Origin of the sequence: Vibrio sp. Vb1729 (assembly GCF_033338655.1) — a bacterium.
In the GTDB taxonomy this organism is placed as follows: domain Bacteria; phylum Pseudomonadota; class Gammaproteobacteria; order Enterobacterales; family Vibrionaceae; genus Vibrio; species Vibrio alginolyticus.
In genome coordinates, this window is record NZ_JAWOTB010000030.1 from 6,458 (window position 1) to 25,190 (window position 18,733).

Sequence of the window (18,733 nt, forward strand, 5' to 3'; positions counted from 1 at the left end):
GCCACACAAGCCGTTGGCTGGATCGGTGCGGTAGTTTGCGTTTTGATGGTAGCGGTAGTTGGCCCGATGGCGTTAGCAGGCGCTGGTGCTTTTATATTAGTCTCCTTTAAAATGCTTAAACGTCAGCCTGATGAACCAACAGAAGTGAGGGTCGGAGAACGTGAAGACTGGCTCTTTGCTGATTACAATAAGAAAAGGAAAGTAATTAAGTTCTTTTTTAAGTATGACAGGTGCGAATACCAAGATACTGCTCAGGAGATTACTTTTCGCTCACAGGGACGATTTTATTGTTACATTTTCTTTAAAAATGAAGTGGAATTAGAATCCATGGTCACGCAACTGTCAGAGGCCTACAAACTGGATTGTAAAGAGGTCAATGATCATAAAAAGCTGTTTGAAGCGAAGCCTGAACCTAGACTTTTTACGACTCCCGCTTATTATCGTGAATACCCTACCAATGAAGTGTTTGATTTAAGGGATGCGAAAGCGCCACTCCCAGAGTGTAAGTATCTTTACAACGGCAAGTGGCAAACCGAGTCTGAAATCGAACAATCAAAATCTGAACTAACGGCAGCCAAGGTATAAACCTTGGCTTGTTTACCTTTTTACATCCCCCCATGAAAAGCTTTAGGTTTACTCTGATGTACAAAAAGAAAAATTGGTTCAAATAACGAATTTTTAACTCGAGGATAGGATAGTAAGCCCGAACCTTTCTATCCTCAACTAAACACCCATTTTGCACTGAGTAAATAGTTACTCACCATGCCTGCCAATATGCCTAAGATCAAAGCCAAATAGACCATCACCCCTTGCGTTCCTAGCGCGAGCGTTACGCCTTTGAACACAATAAAGTTAGGCAAAGCACTGATAAAGGCACTCGCCATAAATTTTTGCCATTGAGCGAAAGGGTTGGTTTTTTCTGCTTGAGAGAAAGTCAGCCAGCGATTGCCAAGCCACGTTGTGGTAGCTGCAAACAAAAATGCTATCCCACGAGCCAGCATCAGATCCAGACCAAACCTATGGAACAACACAGAAAAGATAAGGGTGTCGACCATAAAGCCGACACCACCTACTAGAGCAAACCTTTCCAGCGAAGTAAATTTTGGTAATTTGCGCATTCCGTTATCCAACCACACAGGTGTAGAGTGAGCGTTTCGATTTTGCTGTGAACTCGTTGGTACAACTCAACGCATTTTCATGAATCATGCTATCCACTTGCTGCGATTTACCAATCAGGCGGAATTTCTTCAGATTGTTTAAGTCATTCTTATCTTCAAGCTTTTTCGCCTGACCATGACTATAGAACTGGCCTGAGAACGGGCGCTTACCAATATAAAAGACCGGAGCGTTGTCATTAATTTGCGCGAAGATAATGCGGTCGCTGCGGCTATCCGCTTTGCCCATATTCAAACCCAACATCGCAATCATAAGCAGGGCTGGCAACACCGCTGCCGTTCCGGTCAACCATTTGAAATCGTGTTTATCCACCAGCATCGCAATCAAGATACCCAACGCAGGCACACCCGGTAGTACGTAAGCAGGCAAAATATTCCCAGCCATGGTGAACAAGAGCATTGGAGAAATCAGCCAACACATCAGGAAGCTAAATAGACCTTGATGATCGGTTTCAATGGCTTTGAGCACCTTACGACGTTTCCACGCCAAGATAGGCAATACGATTGACCAAGGCGCAGCCGATTGTAGCCAGAATACCCAGATCATCCCACGTGGTTGATCATGAGCAGAGCCATACAGGTCCCCTTCCCAACCGCTGACAACAAAACGCTTAAAGTGCTCGCCAACAATGAAGTAATCAATAAATCCAGGCGTCGCCATTTCAGCCATGATGTACCACGGTAGAGCAATCGCCAGCATGAACGCCAACCCCGACACAATTGGAAAACGCTGCCACAAGGCTTTGAAGGCACCAAAGAAACCATGCTGAATCACGAGCCAAGGAAACACTGCGATGCCCATGATCACGATCGCCACCGGACCTTTCGCTAACAGCCCGCAAGCCAAGCCAAAGAAACCGAGGTAACCCCACAGTCGACTGTGTTTGTCTTTGCCGAGCCAGCAATAGTAAAAACCAACCATCGCCATGGTCATTGCCAACGTCAGTGCCATGTCTGTCATCACCGCACCCGCCGCAATTGAAAAGATGCCGCAGGTCGCCAATACCAACGCTGCGATGACTGCATTAAAGCCAGCGCGATGCGCCATGAAAGCAACAAAAACAATCGTCGCAACACCCGCTAACCAATGAGGTGCGCGCACTGCAAATTCATTCAATCCAAACAGCTCAATGCCGTAAGCACTCATCCACGTGAACAGGGGTGGCTTCCCCCAAAAAGGCACGCCGTAATCAAACTGTGGGGTAAGCCAATTGCCTGTTTCCACCATTAAGCGCGCCATTTCGCCGTAGCGGGCTTCTGTGGTGTCCATCAAAGGGTAAGCGGCAAGTGAAATAAGACGGAGTAAAAGAGCAAACGCCAACAACAACCACAGATGGGTTTTATTAATACTCATGATTACGCGGTTTCTCCCAGTTTAAACTTCATGGTTTGGATGGATTGATGTTTTGCAGGCTGCTCGTAAACAGACTGAACAAGATAAAGAGGACGTTGCTTGGTCTCGACAAAAATGCGGCCAATGTATTCGCCCAAAAGGCCAATCGACAGCAGTTGCACACCGCCCAAGGCAAGTTGGACGACCATCATGGATGGGTAGCCAGTGACAGGCTCACCAAATACAACAGTTTTCATCACTATGAATGCGCCATAGATAAAGGCACTGAACGCCACCAATGCACCGGCAAGTGTCGCTAAACGCAAAGGACGAATGGAAAACGAGGTAATACCGTCCATTGCAAGGCCAATCAGCTTGAGGTAGTTCCATTTGGTTTCACCACAGAAACGAGCGTCACGCTCAAACTGAACCGTCACTTGCTTGAAACCCGGCCAAGAAAAGATGCCTTTCATGTATCGGTTACGCTCTGGCAACGCATTGATGTGTTTAACCACTTTTGCGCTCAGTAAACGGAAATCGCCCACGTTCTCAGGCACATCCAATTTCGCCATGCTGTTAAGCACTTTATAAAAGCAAGCGGCCGAGAAGCGTTTGAACCAAGTTTCACCGTGGCGTTCGCTGCGCTGCATATTTACCACGTCATACCCTTCACGCCATTTTGATACCATTTGCGGGATCAACTCCGGCGGGTCTTGCAAGTCGGCATCAATCACGATCACCGCTTCACCTTGGCAGTGTTCCAGGCCAGCGCTCATGGCGGACTCTTTGCCGAAGTTACGGCTTAGTGCAATACAACGAACGTCGCTAGAAGATTGAGAAAAGTTTTGCGCGATCATTAGGCTCTCGTCTTTGCTGCCGTCGTCCACATAAACGATTTCACAGCGTTCTGGCATTTCATCCAAAACGGCGGCTAAACGACGATGAAATTCAGGTAAGACTTCTTGCTCGTTAAAGAATGGCACCACAACAGACAAAACTGTTTTAGGCTCAGTGTGTTGGCTCACCTTTGAAAAGGTTGCAGCGTGAATGTTGAAGGTTGACATGCTACTCTTCCACTAAATCCGATGAATGAATCCAGTCTACAAACATCAACGTGAAAGAGATGTTATTGACATCTTTTTCACGTCCTTAGTGAATAATGTTCGGTTAAGACGAAGTCTTATTTTCGAACACCTGCCCACTTGGAGAGAAATACATGAAACGCGTACTTTTAGTCGAAGATAATCGAGAAATCGCAGGCATGCTGTTCGATTATTTTGAGTGTGCAGGTACGGAACTCGATTATGCAGACAACGGCGAACTCGGCCTGAAACTAGCGATGGAAAACACCTTCGACATCATCTTGCTCGACCTCATGCTGCCACGCATGGATGGCCTGACCATGTGCAATAAACTTCGAGATGCGGGCAACAACACACCAGTGCTTATGCTGACAGCACTCGATAGCCGTGACGATATGCTAAAAGGCTTCCAACACGGTGCGGACGACTATCTGACCAAGCCTTTCGATCTGGATATTCTTGAAGCGCGCATGATGGCACTGATCCGCCGTTACCGCGGCACTGTCGCGTCGAGCAAGTTGGAATATGGCGAAGTCTCTATCGACCAAAAAACGCGTAAAGCTTACCGCCAAGATAAACTGTTGGCGCTAAACCCCACCACTTACACCATTCTGGAAATGCTTGTGAAAAGCGCGCCAGACGTAGTAACACGTGAAGAAATCGCCTTCCAACTATGGCAAGAGAACGAGCCGAACAACGACGTTCTGCGCAGCCACATTTACCAACTTCGCAACCAACTTGATAAGCCATTTGAACAACATGTGCTGATCACCGTGCCGAAAGTTGGCTTCCGCTTGGAGACAGTTGCATGATCAATCGCTTACTTGCTAGCACGCAAAGCACACAAAGTATGACAGGGCGACTCGCTCTGTTTTTCTCTTTTGTGTCGGTCGTGATTGGCATCTTCTGCTTTTTGTTGATTACCGGCTCCCTGCTTTGGTCTGAAGACCGTGTCGGCGAGCGTCGTATTATGGTCGACAAAAAAGAAGCGATTGAACATTTCCAGTCCCACCCAGAGCAAGGCAGTATTCAGCTTGACCTGCTCACCACTGCATACAACGACATCTCATTGGTTGCCGAGCGCTACCAAAAATACCTGATTGGTCAAAAGCACTTTCTTGATGAAGTAGAAGACGGTGAATACTCGCGCATGGTTTACATGAGCACTTACACCTACAAAGGCGTTGAACATCCTGTGATTCTGGTTTCCTTGATTGATGAAATCGAGATCACCTCAGAGGAATTCATTCTCGTCGTTGCTATGGTGTTGTCCATTGTCGCCGTCCTGGTGTTCCTATTTGGCAGTCTGTTGCTGCGTTTATCACAGCGCTTGATTGAACCCGTCAATGCGCTCAAAACTCAACTCGACCATCACCAAGGAGATGCCACGCAAACTTTTAGTGTGCCTGAGGGCTCGGCCAAAGAGTTCCAAACCCTCGCGGATGAGTTGAATGAGTATCGCCACAAAATCAACCAAGTCATCAAGCGTGAGCAAGCCTTTGCACGATACGCAAGCCATGAACTGCGTACACCGTTAACCGTAATGAAAGGCTCAAGCAGCCTACTGGCGAGAAGTGCGAACACGGATTTCCAGACTCGCCAAGTGAACCGAATTCAAGATGCAACGCAGCAGATGTCGACCATGGTAGATGCCCTACTCGGCTTAGTGCGTTACGAGCGTAATGCAGATGATTCACCAGTGCGCAGCATCACCGAAGAAGAACTCAACCAAATCATCTTCCAAAGCCAAGCTCAGGCGGATGAGAAAGCACTCAGCTTTGATGTCCAGATCGACGGCAACCCTAGAACGCGCGCGACCAATGCCGTGTTGACCATTATTCTTGGCAACCTGATTCGCAACGGCATCGCTGAGACACCTTCGGGATCAATTCATATCAATATGGATGAAAACACCATCTCGGTGCGCGATGAAGGTGAAGGCTTTTCGACCATTCCGCACTCAGATGGGCACGGATTAGGTTTGATGATTGTGGATGACTTATGCCGACGCTATGGCTGGCAATTCACTATTGATACACATTCTGAGGGTGGATGTGAGGCAGTGATTGACCTTTCGTCAGAGCATCAAGAATAACCGAAATGGTTGTACTGAAACACAGACTTTTTATCTGGGTTTAATGGCGTTACACTACGCGCCCTTTTTAAATGGCAAAGGTGACACCGTTTATTCCGTCAGCATCGACATGAAACTCTCAGAAAGTCCTATCACCCAACATAGCTTTAATGGGCGCAAATTTTTCCTTAAACGTGACGACATGCTCCACTCCCACTTTTCTGGGAACAAGGCACGTAAGTTTATGGCATTGATGGAAACGCAGAACAGCGACATCAAAACCCTCATCAGTTACGGCTCTGCTCAATCCAACGCGATGTACTCGCTTGCCGCTCTCGCCCAGATTAAAGGTTGGGCATTTGAGTTTTATGTTCATCACATTCCATCTTGGCTAAAAAGCTCCCCCATCGGAAACTATCGCGGCGCTCTCGATTTGGGTATGAAAATCACTGCCATGCAAGACATCGGTAGCGAACTCCACCCTAGTGAATACATCCACCAGGTACGAAGATTAGATGAGTCGACATTGCTTATTCCTGAGGGTGGACGTTCCCACCTCGCTGAAGCTGGCATCAAACAGTTAGCACGAGAAATTCTTGATTGGACGCGATTGAGAGGTAAAGAACAGTTTACCGTCGCCCTGCCATCAGGCACTGGCACGACCGCTTTATATCTTCATAAACATTTAAGCCCACACGGCATAGAAGTGCTAACTTGCCCTTGCGTAGGCAATGCAGATTACTTAACTGAGCAGTTCAACCAGCTCGGTGAAAACAGCCACCCAACCATTTTAACCGTGCGCAACAAACACCATTTTGGTCGCTTGTACGAAGAAGATTACATCACATGGAAAGCGCTCTTTGAGCAAACCGACCTCGAATTTGACCTGTTATACGACCCGTATATGTGGCAATGCCTCACCCCTTGGTTGGAAGAGAACACTGATAAAATGGTGATTTACATTCACCAAGGCGGGTTACTTGGCAACGAGTCGATGTTGCCAAGGTATCAACGAGAATTTGAATAGCGTGTTCAAATAAAGTTGTTGCTGATTACAATGATTACACTATTTGATGAGCGCCAGAATTTCTTTGAATTCAGGTGCTCGGCAATCTTCGACCATTTCATACAAACACATTTCTAGCCCAGTGAGCACCACACCGTTAGCGGTTAACTTCGCAAGAGCGAGCGCCTTATTGGCAGCGGTTCGGGAAGATACACAATCCGTGACTAATTCAACGCGATAACCGGACTGACGCAGAGAAACCGCGGTTTGATAGACGCAAATGTGGGATTCAATACCGCAAACCAACCAGGTATCCACTTTTACGTTCTCCACCGCGACGTTAAACGTCGCCTCTTTACAGCCATCAAACGTGTACTTGGTAATAGGTAAATGCGTGCTTTCAAGCACTTCACGAATCGGCTCCGCGGTTGGGCCCAACCTTTCTGGATTCTGTTCTAGCCACAGAATAGGCAAATTTAGTGCTTTGGCACCCTTTACCAGTTTCGTGATATTTTCAATCAGTGAGTCGCTTTCATGCATTAATGTAGCGAGTTTGCCCTGAACATCTACCACAATCAGGCCCGTGTTTCCTTTCGATAACATTTCCACCTCCTATCTTGTGCGACCACAAACCATACTCAACAAGTTGAGCAACAGTTAATGTATCAGAATCCTTTCATATTAGAGCACTAAAACCTAGAAAGATGATCTTCGCTCACACATTTGCTCTTAGTTAAGAGTGGTTTGAACTGACTATTTAAATTTCTCTCGAATTAGCTCAATCAAGGCTTTGACTTTATTGGGCAGAAATAAGGCCGAGGGATAAATCAGAGTAAGATGCTGCTTCGGATGCGCGAATTGAGGCAGCACCTCGACCAACAAACCGTCTCTCAGTGCAGGCTTGGAGTGAATTTGAGGAATAAACGCGATGCCGTTTCCTGCTATCGCCATCGAGCGCAGCAAGTTGAGGTCATCCGAACGCAACGCGACATGCAAATCTGAATCGAGCAAATCGGCATTGTAACGATTAGTTAAAAGGCGATGTTGCTTAAGATCTTCAACCATTTTTACTGGCGGATGCGATTCTAGATAGGCTTTTGACGCAACAAAGTGACTACGATAAGGCAAAAGACTGAACTGCACATAGCTGTCATCGGTGACTTTGACCACGCTCGGAAGAAGCTGCAAATCAAACGATTGACGCTTGAGATCGACACTCTCTTGATGGTTTTCAATCTCGACCGAAATCTCCGGATACCGCGTTGTGTACTCGGTGATGATCGCGTTAAACGCGGCAGAGCTCATCAATGCGGAAGGAATGGCTAAACGCACCTTGCCCGTCAGCTCTTGTTGATATTCATGCATGGCATTTAAACCTTGCTGAATATGGTCAATAGGCTGCCCCACCAACTCAAACAAGCGTTTCCCGTGCTCCGTCAACTCAATGCTGCGTGTTGTGCGGATCAAAAGCTGTACCCCGAGCGATTTCTCTAATTCTTGCAGGCGACGACTCACTTTTGAGCGTTGTAGTTGATTCGCCTCTGCCGCTGCACTTATACCGCCGTGAACCACCGTCTGAGTGAATAGGTAAATATCATCAAAATTAACGTTCATTGTCCTATTTTTAGGTCATTTATGTTCGTATTATCATTCTACTGAATTGTGAGTGACTTCTCTATAATCCGCTATCCAATATGTTTAACGGAACTTGTAATGACGGCTGACCAAAAATTCAAACACTGGATGCGAACTTTGATTGTCCTGTTCATCGTACTATTTTTGTACATTATCATTGCTGACCGCCACGTCCCCTTAACGACCGAAGGACGAGTGCAAGGATACGTTGTCCAAGTCGCACCCGAGGTATCTGGTAAAGTGACCGACGTTCTCATCGAGAATAACCAGTCCGTTCAAAAAGGCGATGTGTTGTTTACGATTGATGATCGTAAATACAAGATAGCGCTTGAACAGGCGGAGCTGTCTCTGCAATCCGCCTATGAAAAAGAAGCAACACTGTATTCTCAACGCGAAGCCGCTCTTGCCAATATTGCCCGCGCACAAGCGACATTTGATAATGCACACCGCGAGTACAACCGCTTACTGACGTTATCGAAGCAAAAAGTCATCTCTCAATCGACACTCGATAATGCCTTTGCCCAAAATCAGGTATCACGTGCAGCGCTTAAAGCGGAACGACAAAACTTAAAAGTCATTGAGGCGCAATTAGGCGACCAAAAAGGTCAAAGCACCGCCGTTCGAATTGCCAAAAACGGCATCGAAAAGGCGCAACTTGATTTGGCAAATACCGCGGTACTCGCTCCCAGTGATGGTGTCGTGACCAACCTGCAACTAGAAGTTGGCACGATGGCAAACACCAACATGCCATTGCTGACATTTGTACCAACAGGATCACTCTGGGTAGCCGCTGATTTTCGTGAAAAATCCGTCGCGAACATAGACAAGACTTTCCACGCCTTGGTCACATTTGATGCCAACCCAGGTTCGGTGTACGACTTTGATTTAGCTAGCCGCGATTACGGTGTAGCAGCCGCACAACAAACGCCTAATGGCGCACTAACCAAAGTGGAAGTGAACAACCGCTGGGTACGTGATGCGCAGCGTACACGAGTGAACCTAACCAGCAGCGAAGAGTTACCACCAGCACTGTTTGTCGGCTCTCGCGCTACCATTGTTTTGTACCCAGACAACAGCATTTTCTGGCAGTTGATGGCGCAAGCACAGATTCACCTCGCAAGCTGGTTCCACTTCATTTACTAGGCGGCGACAATGAAAACCTTACGAATTTGGTTCGGCTGCTCTTTAGGGCTCGCGCTAAGCATGATCTTCGGTTGGTCTTACGGATTTTTTGCCATCATGATGCCGCTGTTTATATTGGGCAGAATGGACAACTTTAATCTTTCGGCTTTATTGATCGTGTTTTTCTCTGCGGTGTGGACAACCATACAAGCCACATTTTTGCTGGAATACTTGCAGTTTCATCCAACATTAATGACCGTAGCCGTCGGAATCATTATGCTGTTCAAGTGCATTGCAATGATGAACCAGAAAACCTATTTGTTTGGTTACATGGGGCTGTTAGTGGGTTCAATTGTGTTGAATTTTGCCAGCTATAACTTCATGGATATTGAAGAGTTCAATGTCAACATGTGGGTGATGGCGTTCAGCAATATTTTTGTTTGCGCATTCGCGTATTGGTTGTTCCCTGAGCCAAAGTCCCACACCGAGCACATTGAGATGTCGACCCCAGTGAAAAGCGATATTGACTACATCAGCCAAGTTGCCATGGGTTGGGTAGTGGCGATGGCGGCGTTTATCGTATTCCAAGTAGCGGACTTATATGACTCGTTATCCGCACAAGCTTCCATTTTGATCATCCTAACCCCAATGACTTTAGCGGGCTCGCTCGCCATGGCAAAAATTCGCATCATCGGCACCGCACTAGGCTGCATCGCAGGGATGGCTGTTCAGCTGATATTGGGCAGTTGGTATGGGCATGGGCTACTCTTTTGGCTCGCCTTTACCATTGCAATGGGGCCATTCTGCTTGTGGCTCACCAAGGGGCAAATTAAAGCGGCTATCGCGTTTTCTGCCATGTCTGCCCTATCGGTTCCGCTGACGACCTCGTTGGTGCCAGAACAAAAAGACGCGTTCTTTTCGATCTTGTACCGTTTCAGCTCGATTTTCGTTGCGGTTCTGCTCACCGCGATGGTGATGTGGGTGGTGCATCACTGGATTCGTGTGATGTTGCTAAAGCATCCTGAGATGAAGAGCGTAGAGTTGAATTAAATCTGGCCGAGGCTGGAAACGGGAAATGTATGCCGCTCACTTTACTGTGAGCGGCATTTTTATTTAAAACGGTCACCCTGAACAACGAGGGACGAGGTGATTCAGGAGCTACCCACCGAGTGCTGTGAAGTTCTAAGGTTATCGCCATTTTCCAGTGAGTTGTTAGTAGATTCCTAGTCTCGTCTAGACTCGCTGGAATGACCCAAATTTGAATACAAGCCAAATAGTTGGGTATGTGAGTAACATATCTCCCAACATCCGTCATCCTGAACATCGAGGAACGAGCGTGATTCAGGTTCTACTAACCACGTGCTTTGAAGTGCAAAAGTTATCGCTATTTCATAGCGAGCTGTAATCAGATTCCTAGCCTCGTTTAAACTCGCTAGAATGATCCTATCTTGGAGCTGCCCCAATACCTAGGATTGTGGCGAGCAATATATCTTCCAACATCCTTCATCCTGAACAGCGAGGGACGAGCGTGATTCAGGAGCTACCCACCGAGTGCTTTGAAGTGCGAAAGTTATCGTCATTTCCTAGCGAGCAGTAATCAGATTCCTAGTCTCGTCTAGACTCGCTGGAATGACCCTCTCTTGGAGCAGATCCAATACCTAGGGTTGTGGCGAGCAATGTATCTTCCAACATCCGTCATCCTGAACAGCGAGGGACGAGCGTGATTCAGGATCTACCCACCGAGTGCTTTGAAGTGCGGAAGTTATCGCTATTTCCTAGCGAGCAGTAAACCGACTCCTAGTCTCATTTAAACTCGCTAGAATGACCCTAATTTTAGTTCATGGTGCGGAGCCTAAGTATTAACATCAACCCACCAACTCTTTACGAATGATCTCCGCACCCGCACTTAACGCATTGAGCTTAGCGGTCGATACTTCAAGAGACAAAGGCGCCATACCACAGTTGGTACATGGGTAAAGCTTGTCGGCATCAACGTATTTCAATGCCTCTCGCAGTGTATTCGCCACTTCTTCTGGCGTTTCAATTTCGTTGGTTGCAACGTCAATCGCACCAACCATCACTTTCTTACCGCGAATCAACTCAAGTAACTCAATAGGCACTCGTGAGTTATGACATTCGAGCGAGATAATATCGATATTCGACTGCTGCAATTTAGGGAATACTTCTTCGTATTGTCGCCATTCAGTGCCTAGCGTTTGCTTCCAATCCGTGTTCGCTTTGATGCCGTAGCCATAGCAGATATGCACCGCCGTTTCACATTTCAGCCCTTCAATCGCACGCTCTAAACATGCAATGCCCCACTCGTTCACATCATCGAAAAACACATTGAACGCAGGCTCATCAAACTGAATGATGTCGACACCTGCAGCTTCAAGCTCTTTCGCTTCTTGATTGAGGATCTTTGCAAATTCCCAAGCCAGCTTTTCACGGCTACCGTAATGATCATCATAAAGCGTGTCGATCATCGTCATAGGGCCTGGCAGCGCCCACTTGATAGGTTGCTTAGTTTGCTGACGCAAGAACTTGGCATCTTCAACAAACACGGGCTTTGTGCGGCTCACTGGGCCAACCACAGTCGGAACACTTGCTTCATAACGGTTGCGAATGGTCACCGTTTTACGGTTTTCAAAATCTACACCGCTTAAATGCTCAATAAAGGTCGTCACAAAATGTTGCCGAGTTTGCTCGCCATCACTGACGATATCAACGCCTGCCAGTTCTTGTTCTTGCAAAGCGACACGTAACGCATCGCGTTTGCCATCAATCAGTTCTTCACCTTGCAGTTTCCACGGTGACCAAAGTTTTTCTGGTTCCGCTAGCCAAGAAGGTTTCGGCAAGCTGCCAGCCGTTGAAGTCGGTAATAGTGTTTTCATCGTCATTCCTTTCTAGATTCTCGTTGTCGATTACGCGTAGTTTGCAGACCATTGTTCAAGCACAGATTGATAAGGTTTGATGAAATGCTCCTCGGCAAATTTCCCTTGTTCAATTGCCAGTTGGCTGCGCTCTTCTCGGTCGTAAACGATTTGAGTTAGCGAGTGGTCTAGGTTTTTTAGGTTTGGCTGGTAGCAATTACCGGCAACCGCGTTGGCATTGTAAATCTCAGGTCGGTAAATCTTCTGGAATGTCTCCATCGTGCTAATCGTACTGATAAGCTCTAGGTTTGAATAATCGTTCAACAAGTCACCGAAGAAGTAGAATGCCAACGGTGCAACGCTGTTTGGCGGCATAAAGTAGCGCACCTGTAAGCCCATCTTCTTGAAGTACTGCTCCGTCAACGAAGATTCGTTCGGCTGATATTCAAAGCCCAAAACAGGATGTTGATTTTCGGTGCGTCGGTATACCTTGTTGTCCGATACGCTCAGACAAATTACTGGCAGCTTTTTGAAATGCTGTTTATAAGACTCAGAATTAACGAAAGCTTTGAACAGTTTGCCATGCAAATCACCGAAGTTCGCTGGGATGCTGAACTGTGGCTGGTTTTTGTTGTGGTCCAACAGCAAAACGCTAAAGTCGTAATCACGAACGTATGAAGAGAAGTTATTGCCCACAATGCCTTCGATGCGCTCGTTAGTGTTGTGATCAACAATGTTAGTTTTGAGCACTTCAATCGATGGGAATGCTTCTCCACTACCTTGGATATCCATATCAACAGAGATGATTTCAAGTTCAACTGAGTAGCGGTCACCTTGCGCGTTATCCCAATATGCCAACGCATTAAAACGATTATCGATCATTCGGAGCGCATTGCGCAGATTCTCTCGGCGGTAGTTTCCGCGAGCCAGATTAGCAAAGTTGGTAGTGATTCGCGTGTTGTCTGATGGTTGGTAATTCTCATCAAAGCGAATGCTTTTGATAGCAAATGTGAAATCGTTATTCATCGTGAGTTGGTATCCTATTTCCTTAGATAAAGCAGACTTTTCCTAACTCTGTGCATGGGGACATTTTTTGTTTTTTGGTTTTCCCAATCGTTAGGTTGCACAGCACTTACGACGAACGGTTCGTACAAAAATGACCGTCGCAGTGCCTAACACCAGAGCAGTCCTTTTTTTATACTTGCTTCACGAGTTGAGTAATATTGGTATTGTTTCACATTGAACATGAAGGAATTTCATGATTTGAGGAAAAAGCCTGTCTCGTGCGTGTTACACATGCAGTCGATAAAGACTTCCATTGCAGGCGTAACACACTTTCCGGCATTGCAGCCACACTGCGGTTTGATCATTTGCGGTGCGTTGGTAAACTCAAGCTCTTGCAGGCTGCCCTCTTGTAGTTCTTTTTCAACAGTGAAGCGAGGCAGAAAAGAGATACCGATATTACTCTCTACACAGTTTTTGATAGTGTTAATACTGCTCAGCTCAATCATGTTATCGATGCTGATGTTTCGCTTTTGGATGATGCTCTCAAAAGTCTTACGGAAAAGGCACTTAGGACCATTGCTGATGAATCCCAAATCAATGTGTTGCTCCCCTTTCTGTAGATCCAACCCTGTTAAAAGCGGCGAAGCAACAAGGACCAACGGCTCTTGTTCAAACTCATGCACCTTGAGTGCATCATCATTACCGACACGATAAAACACACCCAAATCGGCTTTATCAGCAATCAATTCATCACGAATCTTATAGCAGTTTTGTGATTGCAGTGAGAGCCTTACTTTCGGCGCTCGTATTCTGAATTCCTTCAAAACATTGGCCATTTTATAAGCGAGCTGAGTTTCTGCGATTAAAACCTTCAACTCCCCTGTCGGCTCAGAACTCTCTTGTTGTGCCGTGCCTTCAATGTTTTCCATCACTCGTGCGAGCTCATAAACGTACGGAAGGATCTTTTCTCCTGCCTGAGTCAGCACCATTTTTCGGCCGATCTTTTCGAACAACTGCAATGAGAGATCTTGCTCTAACTATTTGATCTTAAAGGTAACTGTCGACTGAGTGCAATAAAGCTTTTGCGATGCTTTAAGAAACGAACCTTCCTCAACAATGGTTTTAAACGTAATGAAACGTTTTAGATTCATGACCAAACTCCTAACTTAATAGTTCAAAAAGTTAAAACTCTTAGTTTAAATGCATTCAATTTTTTAATTGATTAACGCGAAGTATAGTGCACAAAAAACAGGAGAGATAGAGATGAGTGCCATCTACACCGCATTTTTCACCTACGTCATCATTACTTCGATCACGCCGGGTCCCAACAACATTTTGTCGCTCAGTGTTGCAACACAGCACGGGCTAAAGCGATCTACCAACGTCATTTCTGAGATGTTCTGCGGCTATATTGTTTTGATGCTGCTGTGTGGCGTTTTCACTTACCACATGGTCAGCCTGCTTCCTGTGATTACACCTTGGCTCACATGGGTGGGTGCGGCTTACATCATTTGGTTAGCTTGGGGAATCGCGACAAGTGATATCAAAACTACATCAGAAGATTCTGAGGGCATCACTTTCTTGACGGGCTTTGGTTTGCAGTTCGTAAACGTGAAAATCATTCTATACGGCGTAACATCCATATCGACATTCGTGTTGCCTTACACACAAAACATCTACTGGATCTTGGCCACCAGCCTAGTGCTCGCGTTTATTGCTCTAGCCAGCAACTTGATCTGGGCAATTGCAGGCAAACTTCTTCAATCGCAATTCCAGAAATATGGCAAAGCGATCAATATGACCTTAGCGGCGACGCTACTTTACTGCGCGGTACAGTTGTTTGTTTGAGGCTGAGGTTGAGGAGATGAGACGCAGTGATTTCCGCGTCTCGAATTTGTAGATGGAGAAATGGTTGGCTTTGAGTATGCTAACTCAAAGTTGGACAGAAGCTTGTTGAACTTTCTGCTCTATTTTGGCTGACGGTGATTAGGAGAAGTATGGATAGATCCATAAATATAGTTTTTTAAGATATCAAAAATCCACCAAGATGCGCGGTCACTTGACAGTCATTCAATTTATGAGCGCTAAAATACTGAGCAGACGAAATGTTGCTGAAATGAGATTTCCAAATAAGTCGAACTGCCCTGTGGGAGTTAACTGCTCTTGTATGCTTTACGTTTGTTTGAATCACAAAGCCTTTCTGCTACCCAAACGACTAAGTAAATAACTGAAAGGCGTCTCCGACGGTAGCTATATTACCTTCAAAACAAAAGGAAGATCTTAAACATCTCCTCCCGTGCTCTACTGAATAGCTTTTGCATGTGGATCTGTCGTTAATTTTTTACCTTTCAGCAAGCCAAGCTCGTGTAAAAAAGACCCTGCACATTTATGTACTTTCGCCTTTTCGAGACTCATACAAACAAACCGTCAAAAGAACTACTGCCTTTTATTCGGCAGTGCTCGTTTTGTGTGCCTCAATATATATGGTTTCAAGGATAACTTATCAATAGTTGCTATTTACCAGCTGAAGACGACAGCATCCAAAAATAGCTTTAATTCCGCTTAGTTACTACACCAAGATCAAACGCCCATGGGCTAATAGCGCGCACCTAACCAGGAATGATCACACTAGTGATCTCGTTATCAGTAAATGCCTCTTCACCAATGACAGTCACCGAATCTGGAAAGGTTATGCTAGTAAGCTTGTTTCCATCAAATGCCCTCCTCCCAATGGTAAATACTGAGTCAGGTAGAGTTACTCTGGTGAGCTCATTATGGCTAAGTGCCAACTCCCGAATAGTAGTCAACGTGTTTGGAAGGGTTACGTTAGTGAGCTTATTTCCATAAAGTGCCCCCTTCCCAAGAGTAGTCACGGAGTCAGGAACAACGATATCTCTTCTTGCTCCACCGTAGGAAACAACGACCTTTTTGTTCTCAGTTCCATCATCATTACGAGCAAAAATAAAGCCATCTGATGGTATATTGTTTAATGTGGGTAACGCGTTACCATTGAACCCTCCAGCACCGATGGTGGATAACGAATCTGGGAGGGTCACACTATTAAGTTGGTTAAAACTAAACACATTTAACGCTGGTAAGCTTGTTATCGCTAAACGCCCCTTTGCCAATGGCTACCACGGAATCTGGAATGGTCAGGTTGGTGAGCTCATTGTCCTTAAATGCCTCATCTTCAATTGTGGCAACCGAATCCGGTATGGTTACATTAGTGAGTTGGTGACCAACAAACGCGCCTTCACCAATAATGGTCACCGAGCTTGAAATTATGACATCGGTCTCTCTACCGGTATACTCTGCAAGTATTGATTTGTTCTGCGAGCCATCTAATTTTTTAGCATAGACTAACCCTTCCGTTGCATGCTCACAGCCTGTTAGAAGGGCTAGACTAAGCAAGATGCCAAAGATTTGGTCAGTTAGCCTATTGAGTTTTATTCTTGATAATGACATTGCTACTCGCGGGTTTATAATTAGACCGTTATCGGTCTTTCTATGCAAACGCATAAAATGTTCACAGAAATTTAGCTCTACTCAGAGATAAAAGGATGATAACAATACTTTTAATGGATTATCACTCCCAAAAAGATGCTTAGATAGTTTCTCTAACAAAAGAGGCAACTTTGACAAGCCAAACAAGCATATAAAACGCTTAAATCGTGTTGAATTTCATTCTATCGGATAACTTTTTGCAGGGTATTTGATCTAATGAGTATAGGAGCAATAGTTTCCTGTAATAAAGAAAACTGTTGCCTATTTGATCATCCATATTCAAGATGAATATTCATAAGAAGACTAGAGATGGGCAATTTCTGCGGCTATCAAAGTCGAGCTAAAGTCGCGGAAGCGAACAAAAGCTCAGACCAAGCGGAAGTTACGCTCCTCACCCAATTCAATATTATAGGGATGTTCGCACGCAAGCGCCTGAAGGAGCGTAACAGCTGGTAAAACTAATGTATTTCAAGCGATGAGATTGGCTTTAGATTAATCATTATCTACTCCAGTCTGGCTGGAGTAGTTCATGTCAAAAATCGCCTTCGAATAAGTCAAATTAACTTAAATTCAACGCATAGAATCCATCAAACATTCACAGATATATTATCTCAAAGGAATAAGAAAATGCGCTATATTCGTCTAATTATAATCGCATTGAGTGTAGCGATTTTTTCTGTCCAAGCTTTTGACGGAGCTAGGTTTGCTCACAAAGATTGGTATTTGGCATGTGACAATACTGGCACTTGCCGAGCAGCGGGGTACGCGCCAGCTGGTCTTGGCTATGGTATGGCAATGATGTTTAGACGTGAAGCTGGACCTGCAACCCAGATCACGGCAAAGCTTTTTCTGCAGCTACATGATGAGCAGGCGTTGCCAGCAAGTGTGACTTTGTTGATTGACAACCAAGACCTCGGCCCAATCTACACAGATAAAACGAGTCAGCTGAGCGCCATGCAAGTACAGGCATTATTGGCGGTGGTTACTACTAACGCGGTAATTGAAGTAGGCGCTGGAAAGCAGCGCTGGCGCATTTCGAACAATGGCGCCAGCGCTGTGTTTCGCAAAATGGATGAGTATCAAGGGCGTAGCAACACACCATTTGCTGTGGTTGCCAAAGGTAAACAATCTGAGAACGAAGTACCACCCGCTAAAGTACCACCAAGTTTGACTGTGCAAGCACCGCTATCAAACGCTGTTACCCTTGAAATCGGTTCGTCAGCTTATAATGAGGTGTTACAGTTGCTGACCACTAATGTGCCAGCATCTGAGTTGGATTTCGAACTCCAGAGCGCATCACTTGAAACTGCAGAGCTGGGTCAGGGTAAACGATTTATTGGTGCTTGTTGGCTTATGGCTTACAACGCGCTTTGCAACCATTGGTTAGCGGATAAAAATGGCCCCAATCAGTTGGTTGCATTGGACAGTGATGGTTTTTATATAGATGGTATGGCGCGCCAAGACCGCAAGGGACGAGGATATGGCGATTGCTGGGAAAGTCAGGCATGGGTGTTTGATGGGCAATCTATGGTACCCACTTTGATATCCAGCACGGGTCCATGCCGAGGTATTGCCGGCGGTATTGACCCTATGCCGACCTACATCACTGATGTAACTTTTCCTTCTAAGCAATAATTTTGTAAATGAGGTGAGTTTAAATGTCGATCTTGGTGGCGGCTTGCTAAGTTGTTCGCATCAATAAGAGGTGGAGTATAAAAAAGGATTACTTTCAGTAGGGTAAGTACATGCGGCCTCTGTTTTATAGGGTTAAGATTCTAAGCGATTTGGGGGCATTTTCAAGCTAGAAAATACCACGTGTTAAAATTCAGATCGTGATATTTCTGGACAAATGTATGGTACGCCCCGTTTTGCAAGTGAAAAATCCAAATAACGGCGTTGGTTTGCGCTAATGTATTCAGAGTCT

At 45.7% G+C, this 18,733-nt stretch carries 18 protein-coding genes and 2 pseudogenes; 8 read left to right on the forward strand and 12 right to left on the reverse strand.

The annotated features are described in order from the left end of the window. Nucleotides 1–585, forward strand: a pseudogene (locus R7E29_RS14325) (hypothetical protein); the annotation flags it as partial. A gap of 134 nt (nucleotides 586–719) precedes the next feature. Here R7E29_RS14325 and R7E29_RS14330 read toward each other — a convergent pair. Genes R7E29_RS14330 through R7E29_RS14340 form a run of 3 tightly spaced genes read right to left on the reverse strand, consistent with a single transcriptional unit; the run spans nucleotide 720 to nucleotide 3,572 of the window. Continuing rightward, nucleotides 720–1,118, reverse strand: coding sequence for a GtrA family protein (locus tag R7E29_RS14330; RefSeq protein ID WP_017634704.1), 399 nt, complete (start codon nucleotides 1,116–1,118; stop codon nucleotides 720–722). A gap of 4 nt (nucleotides 1,119–1,122) precedes the next feature. Continuing rightward, nucleotides 1,123–2,529, reverse strand: coding sequence for an ArnT family glycosyltransferase (locus tag R7E29_RS14335; protein WP_053304265.1), 1,407 nt, complete (start codon nucleotides 2,527–2,529; stop codon nucleotides 1,123–1,125). A 2-nt stretch (nucleotides 2,530–2,531) separates the two neighbouring features. Then, nucleotides 2,532–3,572: a glycosyltransferase family 2 protein gene (locus tag R7E29_RS14340; protein WP_017634706.1), complete on the reverse strand. Its 1,041-nt coding sequence runs from the start codon at nucleotides 3,570–3,572 to the stop codon at nucleotides 2,532–2,534. A gap of 152 nt (nucleotides 3,573–3,724) precedes the next feature. On the opposite strand from R7E29_RS14340, the gene R7E29_RS14345 reads away from it, so the two are divergent. The 3 genes from R7E29_RS14345 to R7E29_RS14355 all read left to right on the forward strand — a co-directional run bounded on the left by R7E29_RS14345 (nucleotide 3,725) and on the right by R7E29_RS14355 (nucleotide 6,691). Then, nucleotides 3,725–4,402 carry a response regulator transcription factor gene (locus R7E29_RS14345; RefSeq protein WP_017634707.1) on the forward strand — a complete coding sequence of 226 codons (678 nt, stop codon included), beginning with the start codon at nucleotides 3,725–3,727 and terminating at the stop codon, nucleotides 4,400–4,402. Next, nucleotides 4,399–5,685 carry a sensor histidine kinase gene (locus R7E29_RS14350; RefSeq protein WP_054577053.1) on the forward strand — a complete coding sequence of 429 codons (1,287 nt, stop codon included), beginning with the start codon at nucleotides 4,399–4,401 and terminating at the stop codon, nucleotides 5,683–5,685. Before R7E29_RS14345 ends, R7E29_RS14350 begins: the two co-directional genes overlap by 4 nt. A 109-nt stretch (nucleotides 5,686–5,794) precedes the next feature. Continuing rightward, nucleotides 5,795–6,691: a 1-aminocyclopropane-1-carboxylate deaminase/D-cysteine desulfhydrase gene (locus tag R7E29_RS14355; RefSeq protein WP_054577057.1), complete on the forward strand. Its 897-nt coding sequence runs from the start codon at nucleotides 5,795–5,797 to the stop codon at nucleotides 6,689–6,691. A 39-nt stretch (nucleotides 6,692–6,730) separates the two neighbouring features. Here R7E29_RS14355 and R7E29_RS14360 read toward each other — a convergent pair whose 3' ends face one another. Both R7E29_RS14360 and R7E29_RS14365 read right to left on the reverse strand, forming a co-directional pair. Then, entirely contained in the window at nucleotides 6,731–7,273 is a 543-nt protein-coding gene (locus tag R7E29_RS14360) for an isochorismatase family protein (protein ID WP_054577054.1), read from the reverse strand. Between the two features lie 150 nt (nucleotides 7,274–7,423). Continuing rightward, the gene (locus R7E29_RS14365) at nucleotides 7,424–8,284 is read right to left on the reverse strand and encodes a LysR family transcriptional regulator (RefSeq protein ID WP_054577055.1); all 861 of its coding nucleotides are present in this window, start codon (nucleotides 8,282–8,284) and stop codon (nucleotides 7,424–7,426) included. A gap of 99 nt (nucleotides 8,285–8,383) precedes the next feature. Between R7E29_RS14365 and R7E29_RS14370 the strand changes: the two genes are divergently transcribed. Together R7E29_RS14370 and R7E29_RS14375 are read left to right on the forward strand one after the other, a co-directional pair. Further along, complete coding sequence (locus tag R7E29_RS14370) at nucleotides 8,384–9,448, forward strand: HlyD family secretion protein (RefSeq protein WP_053304260.1); 1,065 nt, start codon at nucleotides 8,384–8,386, stop codon at nucleotides 9,446–9,448. A gap of 9 nt (nucleotides 9,449–9,457) precedes the next feature. After that, complete coding sequence (locus R7E29_RS14375) at nucleotides 9,458–10,477, forward strand: DUF2955 domain-containing protein (protein ID WP_053304259.1); 1,020 nt, start codon at nucleotides 9,458–9,460, stop codon at nucleotides 10,475–10,477. A gap of 815 nt (nucleotides 10,478–11,292) precedes the next feature. On the opposite strand, the gene R7E29_RS14380 is transcribed toward R7E29_RS14375, so the two are convergent. The 4 genes from R7E29_RS14380 to R7E29_RS14395 form a co-directional block, all read right to left on the reverse strand. Then, a complete protein-coding gene (locus tag R7E29_RS14380) occupies nucleotides 11,293–12,321 on the reverse strand; it encodes a methionine synthase (protein ID WP_017636058.1) in 1,029 nt (342 codons plus the stop codon). A 30-nt stretch (nucleotides 12,322–12,351) separates the two neighbouring features. Continuing rightward, nucleotides 12,352–13,326 carry a DUF1852 domain-containing protein gene (locus R7E29_RS14385; RefSeq protein WP_017636059.1) on the reverse strand — a complete coding sequence of 325 codons (975 nt, stop codon included), beginning with the start codon at nucleotides 13,324–13,326 and terminating at the stop codon, nucleotides 12,352–12,354. A 230-nt stretch (nucleotides 13,327–13,556) separates the two neighbouring features. Beyond that, nucleotides 13,557–14,324 (reverse strand): LysR family transcriptional regulator, encoded by a 768-nt coding sequence (locus tag R7E29_RS14390; RefSeq protein ID WP_230850631.1) that lies wholly within the window; start codon nucleotides 14,322–14,324, stop codon nucleotides 13,557–13,559. An 18-nt stretch (nucleotides 14,325–14,342) separates the two neighbouring features. Beyond that, nucleotides 14,343–14,456, reverse strand: coding sequence for a LysR family transcriptional regulator (locus tag R7E29_RS14395; RefSeq protein ID WP_017636061.1), 114 nt, complete (start codon nucleotides 14,454–14,456; stop codon nucleotides 14,343–14,345). Nucleotides 14,457–14,568: 112 nt separating this feature from the next. On the opposite strand from R7E29_RS14395, the gene eamB reads away from it, so the two are divergent. Continuing rightward, nucleotides 14,569–15,153, forward strand: coding sequence for a cysteine/O-acetylserine transporter (eamB, locus tag R7E29_RS14400; protein ID WP_017636062.1), 585 nt, complete (start codon nucleotides 14,569–14,571; stop codon nucleotides 15,151–15,153). A gap of 222 nt (nucleotides 15,154–15,375) precedes the next feature. On the opposite strand, the pseudogene R7E29_RS14405 reads toward eamB, so the two are convergent. The 3 genes and pseudogenes from R7E29_RS14405 to R7E29_RS14420 form a co-directional block, all read right to left on the reverse strand. Further along, a pseudogene (locus tag R7E29_RS14405) lies at nucleotides 15,376–15,690 on the reverse strand (thiamine biosynthesis protein ThiJ); the annotation flags it as partial. A 224-nt stretch (nucleotides 15,691–15,914) separates the two neighbouring features. Beyond that, complete coding sequence (locus tag R7E29_RS14415) at nucleotides 15,915–16,433, reverse strand: leucine-rich repeat domain-containing protein (RefSeq protein WP_081008358.1); 519 nt, start codon at nucleotides 16,431–16,433, stop codon at nucleotides 15,915–15,917. Continuing rightward, the gene (locus R7E29_RS14420; protein ID WP_157632409.1) at nucleotides 16,381–16,770 is read right to left on the reverse strand and encodes a leucine-rich repeat domain-containing protein; all 390 of its coding nucleotides are present in this window, start codon (nucleotides 16,768–16,770) and stop codon (nucleotides 16,381–16,383) included. The genes R7E29_RS14415 and R7E29_RS14420 overlap by 53 nt, the downstream gene beginning before the upstream one ends. A gap of 666 nt (nucleotides 16,771–17,436) precedes the next feature. Here R7E29_RS14420 and R7E29_RS14425 point away from each other — a divergent pair. After that, nucleotides 17,437–18,444, forward strand: coding sequence for a DUF1176 domain-containing protein (locus R7E29_RS14425; RefSeq protein ID WP_017636065.1), 1,008 nt, complete (start codon nucleotides 17,437–17,439; stop codon nucleotides 18,442–18,444). Nucleotides 18,445–18,733: the final 289 nt, after the last annotated feature.

Excerpts from the sequence above, each read along its gene's own strand:
- R7E29_RS14420 (WP_157632409.1), bottom strand. The coding sequence starts at position 16,770 with ATGTCATTATCAAGAATAAAACTCAATAGGCTAACTGACCAAATCTTT.
- eamB (WP_017636062.1), top strand. The coding sequence starts at position 14,569 with ATGAGTGCCATCTACACCGCATTTTTCACCTACGTCATCATTACTTCG.
- R7E29_RS14365 (WP_054577055.1), bottom strand. The coding sequence starts at position 8,284 with ATGAACGTTAATTTTGATGATATTTACCTATTCACTCAGACGGTGGTT.
- R7E29_RS14340 (WP_017634706.1), bottom strand. The coding sequence starts at position 3,572 with ATGTCAACCTTCAACATTCACGCTGCAACCTTTTCAAAGGTGAGCCAA.
- R7E29_RS14355 (WP_054577057.1), top strand. The coding sequence starts at position 5,795 with ATGAAACTCTCAGAAAGTCCTATCACCCAACATAGCTTTAATGGGCGC.
- R7E29_RS14330 (WP_017634704.1), bottom strand. The coding sequence starts at position 1,118 with ATGCGCAAATTACCAAAATTTACTTCGCTGGAAAGGTTTGCTCTAGTA.
- R7E29_RS14350 (WP_054577053.1), top strand. The coding sequence starts at position 4,399 with ATGATCAATCGCTTACTTGCTAGCACGCAAAGCACACAAAGTATGACA.
- R7E29_RS14375 (WP_053304259.1), top strand. The coding sequence starts at position 9,458 with ATGAAAACCTTACGAATTTGGTTCGGCTGCTCTTTAGGGCTCGCGCTA.
- R7E29_RS14370 (WP_053304260.1), top strand. The coding sequence starts at position 8,384 with ATGACGGCTGACCAAAAATTCAAACACTGGATGCGAACTTTGATTGTC.
- R7E29_RS14395 (WP_017636061.1), bottom strand. The coding sequence starts at position 14,456 with ATGAATCTAAAACGTTTCATTACGTTTAAAACCATTGTTGAGGAAGGT.
- R7E29_RS14385 (WP_017636059.1), bottom strand. The coding sequence starts at position 13,326 with ATGAATAACGATTTCACATTTGCTATCAAAAGCATTCGCTTTGATGAG.
- R7E29_RS14335 (WP_053304265.1), bottom strand. The coding sequence starts at position 2,529 with ATGAGTATTAATAAAACCCATCTGTGGTTGTTGTTGGCGTTTGCTCTT.
- R7E29_RS14345 (WP_017634707.1), top strand. The coding sequence starts at position 3,725 with ATGAAACGCGTACTTTTAGTCGAAGATAATCGAGAAATCGCAGGCATG.
- R7E29_RS14425 (WP_017636065.1), top strand. The coding sequence starts at position 17,437 with ATGCGCTATATTCGTCTAATTATAATCGCATTGAGTGTAGCGATTTTT.
- R7E29_RS14360 (WP_054577054.1), bottom strand. The coding sequence starts at position 7,273 with ATGTTATCGAAAGGAAACACGGGCCTGATTGTGGTAGATGTTCAGGGC.
- R7E29_RS14380 (WP_017636058.1), bottom strand. The coding sequence starts at position 12,321 with ATGAAAACACTATTACCGACTTCAACGGCTGGCAGCTTGCCGAAACCT.